We start from the raw sequence: 7,286 nt of genomic DNA on the forward strand, positions 1-7,286 counted from the left end.
ATAAGAGACAGGGTCTCCGGGACCGGGTTCTGGACCGTATATTTACGGCGCGAGTGCCCTGGGGCGTATGGAACCCGGTGATAGCGCCACAAATACACGTCAGCGTCCCAGAACCCGGTCCCTGCGCCCCCGGCGTCCGTCCGTTGCCGACTGCCGGTCCGTGTCGACGTCGGCCTCCGTCCGTGCGGCGTCCGTCCGTTGCCGAGTGTCGGTCCGTGTCGGCTTCGGCTTCCGGCCGTCCGGCGTCCGTCCGTTGCCGACTGCCGGCCCGTATCGGCGTCGGCCTCCGTCCGTCCGGCTTCCGTCCGTTGCCGAGTGTCGGTCCGTGTCGGCGTCGGCTTCCGGCCGTCCGTCCGTTGACGAGTGCCGACCCGCACGGCGTCGGCCTCCGTCCGTTCGTTGACTAGTGCCGGTTCGTGACGGGGCGGAGGGGCGTCGCAGGGGCGCCCCCGCGACGGGGCGCCCCGGGGAGGGGACTCGTCGGCAGGGCCGGGGGGCCGGACTACTCGTCGCGGGCCAGGCTCAGCAGGCGGTCCAGGACGCGGCGGCCACCGGCCCGCACCCCGTCGTGCTCGAACTCGTCGGTCACCCAGGTGCGCAGACCCCGGATGGCACGGGCGGTGCGCAGCGAGTCCGCGGTGTCCACGAACAGGTCGTCGTGGTAGATCGCGGCGGCCACCGGCACCGTGTTGCGGGCCAGCCGCTCGGCGTCGTACAGCGGGCCCCAGCCGGTGCGTTCGGCGAGGAGTTCCGCGGTGCGGCGCAGCGGGCGGAGGGCGGCATGGGTGTCGAGCATCCAGGGGTGCACCGACTCGCCGGTGAGCAGTACCGGCTGGTTTTCGGCCAGTGCCCGCTGCGGGTCGAAGGCCGGGAACTCCTCGCGCACCCGGTGTGCGGCCCAGGCGGTGGCCCGGCCGTCCTGGGCGTAGATGGACTCGTGCAGCAGTGTGTAGAGCGGGCTGCCGGCGCGGGACAGGAGCTGGCCCACCTGCTGGGTGAAGTCGTCGCCGAGCCGCTCCCCGTCCGGGGTCGGCACGAACGCGTCCTCCAGCAGGTAGTGCAGCCGATGCGAGCCCTCTCCCGAGCCCAGCAGTATCCCCAGTTGCTGGAGCGCCTCGGCGGTGAGCCGGGAGCCGTCCGGCAGCAGCTCCTCCCGCTCCGCCAGGTGCGCCACGATGCGGCGGACGGCGGCGGCGTCCCCCGGGTAGCGCGCGTAGTGGGCCAGCGTCTTGCGCTCCATGCGCGGGTACGCGGCCCGGTAGACCGCCTCCGCGTCCGCGTCCAGCGCGGGCAGCCCACCGGTGATCAGCGCCAGGTCGAGGCCCTCGGGCGCCAGGCTGAGGTAGCTGACGGTGCAGAAGCCGCCGAAGCTCTGGCCCAGCACCGACCAGCGGCGTCCGCCGGTCAGCCGCTGCCGCACCAGCTCGCAGTCCCGCACGATCGAGTCGGCTCGGAAGTGCGCCAGGTACTCGGCCTGCTGCTCCGGGGTGCCGCGCAGCGGCAGGGTCTGCCGGTTGGCCGGGGTGGACCGGCCGGTACCGCGCTGGTCGAGCAGCAGCACCCGGTACTCGTCCAGCGCCCGGTCGAGCCAGCCCGACCGACCCACCGGCCGGTCCGCGCCGAAGCCGGGGCCGCCCTGGAGGTAGAGCAGCCAGGGCAGGTCGGCGCGGGCCCGGCCGGAGGCGTCGGTGTTGCCGGTGGCGACCACTTCCCTGGCGTAAAGACTGATCCGCTCCCCGTCCGGCGCCGTATGGTCGAGCGGTACGTCGAAGCGGTGGTCGGTGAGGACCAGTCCGGGCTGCCGGACGGTCGTCGCGGAGGTCTGTTCGGAAACCATCGCCTTCGACATCTTCAATCCTCACTTAAATGGAATTAGCTCGGCGATTAACGTACCGCTGGGAGGAGAGGAAACGGTGGCAGACTCAGGCGCCGGAGAGGTATACCCCGACCAGCCGGAGGAGATCGGACGCCGGGTACTGCGGCTGCGCACCCAGCTGGGGCTCACCCAGCGGCAGCTGGCCGAACCCGCCTACACCGCCGCCTACGTCTCCACCCTCGAGGCCGGCCGGGTACGCCCCTCCGAAGCGGCCCTGCGCCATCTGGCGGCCCGGTTGGGCACCAGTTACGAGGAGTTGGCCACCGGCCGCTCCCCGCAGGAGGCCACCCGGCTGCGCGCCCGGCTCACCGACGCCCGCGAGACCCTGGCCACCGGCTCGGCCGAGGACGCCGCCGCGCTCTTCCGCGAGCTGCTCACCGAGGCGGAGCGGCTGGCGTTGCCGGCCGAGCGGACCGAGGCGCTGCTCGGGCTGGGCGACTGCGCCCTGGAAACCGGCGAACTCACCGAGGCGCGCGACCGCTTCGAGGCCGCCGAGGCGCTGCTGGCCGACGAGCCGCTGCCGCGGCGGGTGCCGGCGATCCGCGGGCGGGCGGTGGCCCACCTGCTGGCCGGCGAACTCCGCTACTCCTGCTACCTGCTCGAACGCACCATCGACGAGCTGAACGCCTCCGGGCTGCACGACCCGGACGCGCTGCTGCTGCTCTACACCGCCGTCATCGGGCCGTACATGGACATGGGCGCCCACGCGCGCGCCGTGCACGCCGCCGGAATCGCGCTGGCGCTGGCCCCCCGGGTGGACGATCCGGCGCTCGTCGCCGGCATGCACCGCGGGGTGGCCCGCACCCTGATCGCCGAGGGCCGCACCGCCGAGGCCGACGCCTCGCTGGCCAAGGCCCAGGAGCTGTACGGGCAGCTGCGCATACGGACCGACCTCGCGCACTGCCACTGGATGCGCGGCTATGTCTGCGCCCAGGACGGCGACCTGGAGCGCGCGGAGCGGGAACTGCGGACCGCCCGCACCATGCTGGCCTCCAAGCGGGCCATGCTCTTCACCGTGCAGGTGGAGGTGGAGCTGGCGGACGTCCTGCGCCGCCGTGGCCGCACGACCGAGGCGGAGGCCCTGCTCCGACCGCTGCTCACACCCCCGGCCATGACCCCGGTCGCGGCGCCGGCGGACGGCAAGCCGACGGCGGTGGACGGGGTACCGGTGGCGGCCGGTGCGCCCGGGGCGGGTGGTGACCCGGCGCCGAACGGGGTGCCGGCGGGGGGCGTACCCCGGGCGGGCGGTGGTGCGCCGCTGAGCGGGCGGCTCTCCGCCGAGCGGGGAGCGGTGCACGCGGGCGGCGCGCACCGGCTGCTGGGGCTCATCGCCGAGGAGCGCGGCGACGTCGAGGTCGCCGAGGAGCACTACTGCGCCGCGCTGTCCCTGCTGGAGCGCACCGGCGCGGCGGGCGACCTGGCCGATCTGTGCCGGCTGCTCGGTGATCTGCTGCGGCGCGAGGGGCGGGTGGAGGCCGCGCTCGACGCGTACCGGACCGGGCTGGGGCACCGGGCGGCGCCGGGCACCACCACCCTGGGGCCGGCCCCGGCGGAGCCGCCGCTGTAGGGCCCGCCGGCTCCCGGCCGTGCCCCGGGTGCGGCCACTCGGCTCATGTACCCCGGGGATCCGTACGGGCCGTGGCGCCGACGTGATACGCATGGGGCCGTTCCAGCGTGTTCCACCCAGGGGAGAGTTCTACATGCGGCGAAATACCGTGGTCGGCATCGTGGCGGCGGGGGTGCTTGCGGGCGGCGGTGCCCTGTTCCTGTTCCAGGACGACGATGCCAAGGACACCTCGGGCGACGCCAAGCCGAAGCACAGCGCCGGCGCCCCGCGGACCGAGCAGAAGGACGCGCCGGCGGACGCGCCCCAGGCCGAGTCCGCGGTCCCGTCTCCGGACCCCGCGCAGACGGCCGACCTGCTGCGGCGGCTCCGCGCGATCCACCCCGCGCTCGCCGCCGACGAGGCCAAGGCCGTGAGCCGGGCCCGGAACGTCTGCGACGACGCCCAGTGGACCGAGGGGGACGACACGGCGGTGGGCGCGCGGGCCGCCCAGCGCTTCAGCGGCGGCGACGTGCCCACCCTCGGCCCGGAGCAGGGCGTCCGGATCGTCACCGCGGTACGGGAGTCCTTCTGCTCCTGACGCGCCGAGCCGACGGCGTCCGCCGAGGCCGAGCCGCGCGGACACCGGCGTCTGACCCACCGTGACACGCCGGGGCGCGGGCGGCACCGGACGTCCACGGGTCGGCCCGTACGCCGCCATCGGGCCGTACGCGGCAAGGCCCGTCCGAGCCGCGTCCGCTCCGACGTACCCACTCGCCCACAGCCGCGGCGGCCGGTCAGGCCGCGGCGCCGCGGGTCCTTGCCTCCGCGGCGCCGCGACGCATGCCGCGGGTGACCGGCCCCTCCCCCCGCGGGAGGCCGGTCGGCGGTCGGCCCGACACGGCGCCGAAAGCGCCGTCCAACCGCACCGCAGTTCGTGGTACTCGTCCACCGCCGAGCTCGGCCCGAGTCCTGGATCAGCCGCCCACGCCGCCCGGCGCGGTGCCGGGGAGACGGCGGTGGTGGTCCGGCGCCCAGGTCGCTGGTCGGGTCGACCTGGGTGCCGGGCCCGTTCCCCCAGCCCATGAGGAGCCCATCGGCACAGGGGTCCCAGGCCCTGGTGCCGCCGCTCCAGCGGAGGCGTACGTCCCGCGGGTCCGGCGACCCGTCCCCGGGTTCCGCCCCGGACACGGACCGTCTTCCAGTCGCGCCCGTCCCCGGCCACGGATCCGCTCCGAGTCGTGCGGGGCTCGCGGCTCCGCCGCCGGCTCATGCCCCGGGGACGCCGCCCGCGGACCGCCGCGCGATCCGTCCGGCTGCCGCCGAGGGCGGAGGACATCCCTGGCCCGGACGGTCCTGCTCGCCGTCGGCGGAGCGTCAGACGATCCGCGGTCCGCCGCGTGTGGGGGGCGCGACGGACCGCGGATCCGCGCCGCATCCCGCTGTCAGCACCGTCACGGCCGCCGTGGCCCCCGCCGGTACGGCCACAACCCTCGTGCGAACGCGACGGCGCGTCATGGAGCGGGCGGGGGCCTGGTGGACCCCTCGGGGTGGTGCGGCATGGAAAGCATGCTGCCGGGAAGCGGGCCGGGGCGGAATCCGCCGTGAGTCCCGTGTTACCCCCGCCACTCGGCGGGGGTCATTCCCCCACGAGGCGGAGTACTCAGCTCCACTTGATCCGACCGGTGGGGCACCCTAGGGAACGCCTTCGGGCGCCGGAAACGTCCACGGAATCGACAGGGAAGAGGGGGCAGCTGGTGATCCGTGTTGCTGTGGTGGACGATGAGCGACTTGTCCGGTCCGGCCTACGGCTGATCCTCGGGACAGCCCCCGACATCGAGGTGGTCGCCGACTGCTCGGGCGGCGAGGCGGTGCGCCGGGTCGTGGAGAGCGCCGCCGAGGTGGTCCTGCTGGACATCCGGATGCCGGACGTGGACGGGCTCACCGTGCTGCGGCGGCTGCGCGAACAGCCGTGTCCGCCGGCCATCGCCATGCTGACCACCTTCGACGCCCAGGAGTACCTGGCCGCCGCGCTGCGGTCGGGCGCCGCCGGCTTCCTGCTCAAGGACACCGACCCGGAGCAACTGGTCCGCGCGGTGCGCACGCTCGCCCAGGGCGGCAACGTGCTGGACCCCGGCGTCACCCGGGCGGTGATCGGCGGCTTCCTCGCCTCCGAGGCGGAGGCCACCGCCGCCAGCGCGGTGCGGGTGCTCACCCCTCGGGAACGCGAGGTGCTGGCACTGCTCGGCGAAGGACTGCCCAACCCGCAGATCGCCGAGCGGATGGGGCTCGCGCCCAGCACCGTCAAGGACCACGTACGGGCCGTCCTCGGCAAACTCGGCGGGCTCAACCGGGTGCAGGCGGCCATCGTCGCCGACCGGGCCGGACTGGTGGCGGGCCGGACCGCCACCGGAGGTACGCGATGACGTTCACCCAACCCGCCCCGGCGCCGCCCCGGCCCGGCCCCGGAGCGCCCCGGGCCGCCATGGCCACGCTGCGCCGGGCCGCCGGCCCCCCGCCGCCGCGTGCCGCGGGCTCCCGGTCGCGCCCGGCCATCCGCTGGGCGCGGCTGATCGTCCCGGTACTGCTCGCCGTCGCCGACGCGCTGCTGGTCAACGGCGTGACCCTGGACCTGGAACTCGATGTGGCGCTGCTCGCCGCCGCCGTGCTGCTGCTGCGCCGCCGCTTCCCGGTCCTCGTCTTCCTGGCGACCCTGCCGGGGATCCTCATCGGGTACGTGTGGTTCGCGCCGATGATCGCGATGTACACGGTCGCCTCGGTGCGCGGCGCCAACCGGCTGGTGCTCGCCCTGTGCGCGCCGCTGCTGGCCGCCGCGCACTTCGTCCCCTGGCCGGTGTCCGACCTCGACCCCACCGCGTACCGCGACAACACCCTGACCCTGATCGACTCCTGCGTCACCTCCGTCGGCCCCATCGCGCTCGGTCTGCTGGTGCGCACCCGCCGGGAGCTGGCCGCCCGGCTGGACGAGCTCACCCGCAGCCGCCGGGACGCGGACCGGCTGCTGGCCGAACGCGTGGTGGGCACCGAGCGCGCCCGACTCGCCCGCGAGATGCACGACGTGGTCGCCCATCAGGTCAGCCTGATCAGCCTGCAGGCCGGGGCGATCCAGATCAGCACCCAGGACCCGCAGGCCCGCGAGAGCGCCCGGACCATCCGCGACCTGTCCGTACGCACCCTGAACGAGCTGCGGCACATGGTCGGCATCCTGCGCAAGGCGGGCGGCGACACCGCCGAACTCACCCCGCAGCCGCGCCTGGCCGACCTGCCCCGGCTGATCGAGATGAGCGCCCTGGACGTCACGTACGAGGCGGACTTCACCCCCGAAGGGGCGGAACCGCCCGGAGGCACCGAACCGTATGGAGCCTCCGGGTCGCCCGGCCGGCCGGCACCACCCGAAGCCCCGGCATCACCCTCAGCCTCGGCACCACCCGGGGCCTCCAAGGCCCCGGAGGCGGGGGAGTCCTCGCACCCGCGGGAGGCCGCGGAACCCTTCGGGCCCGTGGTGGGGACCGACTGCCCGGCGCGCCCCGAGGCGGTGGAACGGGCGGCCTTCCGCACCGTCCAGGAGGCGCTCACCAATGTCCGCAAGCACGCTCCGGGCGCCCGGGTGCGGGTGCGGGTCAGCGAGCACGACCCGGCCTGCCCCGGGCTGAGGGTGGAGATACGCAACGGGCCGCCCGACGCCGACGCCTCCGCCCCCGAACTGCCCGGCGGCGGCCACGGCCTGGTGGGTCTGCGCGAACGGGCCCAACTGCTCGGCGGCACCCTGGACGCGTACCCCACCGAGGGGGGTGGCTTCGTGGTTCGCGCGTGCTTCCCCCACCCCACCGGCCGGCAGCCCCGCCC

5 protein-coding genes are annotated in these 7,286 nt (G+C 75.2%); 4 read left to right on the plus strand and 1 reads right to left on the minus strand.

Annotated features, from left to right (window positions below; genetic code table 11):
• Positions 1–502: 502 nt before the first annotated feature.
• Complete coding sequence (locus E4099_RS26300) at positions 503–1,849, minus strand: alpha/beta fold hydrolase (RefSeq protein WP_245245187.1); 1,347 nt, start codon at positions 1,847–1,849, stop codon at positions 503–505.
• A 64-nt stretch (positions 1,850–1,913) separates the two neighbouring features.
• Between E4099_RS26300 and E4099_RS26305 the strand changes: the two genes are divergently transcribed.
• From E4099_RS26305 to E4099_RS26320, 4 genes are all read left to right on the plus strand, one after another.
• The gene (locus E4099_RS26305; protein WP_135341611.1) at positions 1,914–3,443 is read left to right on the plus strand and encodes a helix-turn-helix domain-containing protein; all 1,530 of its coding nucleotides are present in this window, start codon (positions 1,914–1,916) and stop codon (positions 3,441–3,443) included.
• Positions 3,444–3,576: 133 nt separating this feature from the next.
• Complete coding sequence (locus tag E4099_RS26310) at positions 3,577–4,020, plus strand: hypothetical protein (RefSeq protein ID WP_135341612.1); 444 nt, start codon at positions 3,577–3,579, stop codon at positions 4,018–4,020.
• A 1,156-nt stretch (positions 4,021–5,176) separates the two neighbouring features.
• The gene (locus E4099_RS26315; protein ID WP_135341613.1) at positions 5,177–5,845 is read left to right on the plus strand and encodes a response regulator; all 669 of its coding nucleotides are present in this window, start codon (positions 5,177–5,179) and stop codon (positions 5,843–5,845) included.
• A 59-nt stretch (positions 5,846–5,904) separates the two neighbouring features.
• On the plus strand, positions 5,905–7,286 hold a 1,382-nt coding region (locus E4099_RS26320), incomplete at its 3' end, for a sensor histidine kinase (RefSeq protein ID WP_135341615.1).

The organism is Streptomyces palmae (genome assembly GCF_004684805.1).
GTDB classification, from domain to species: domain Bacteria; phylum Actinomycetota; class Actinomycetes; order Streptomycetales; family Streptomycetaceae; genus Streptomyces; species Streptomyces palmae.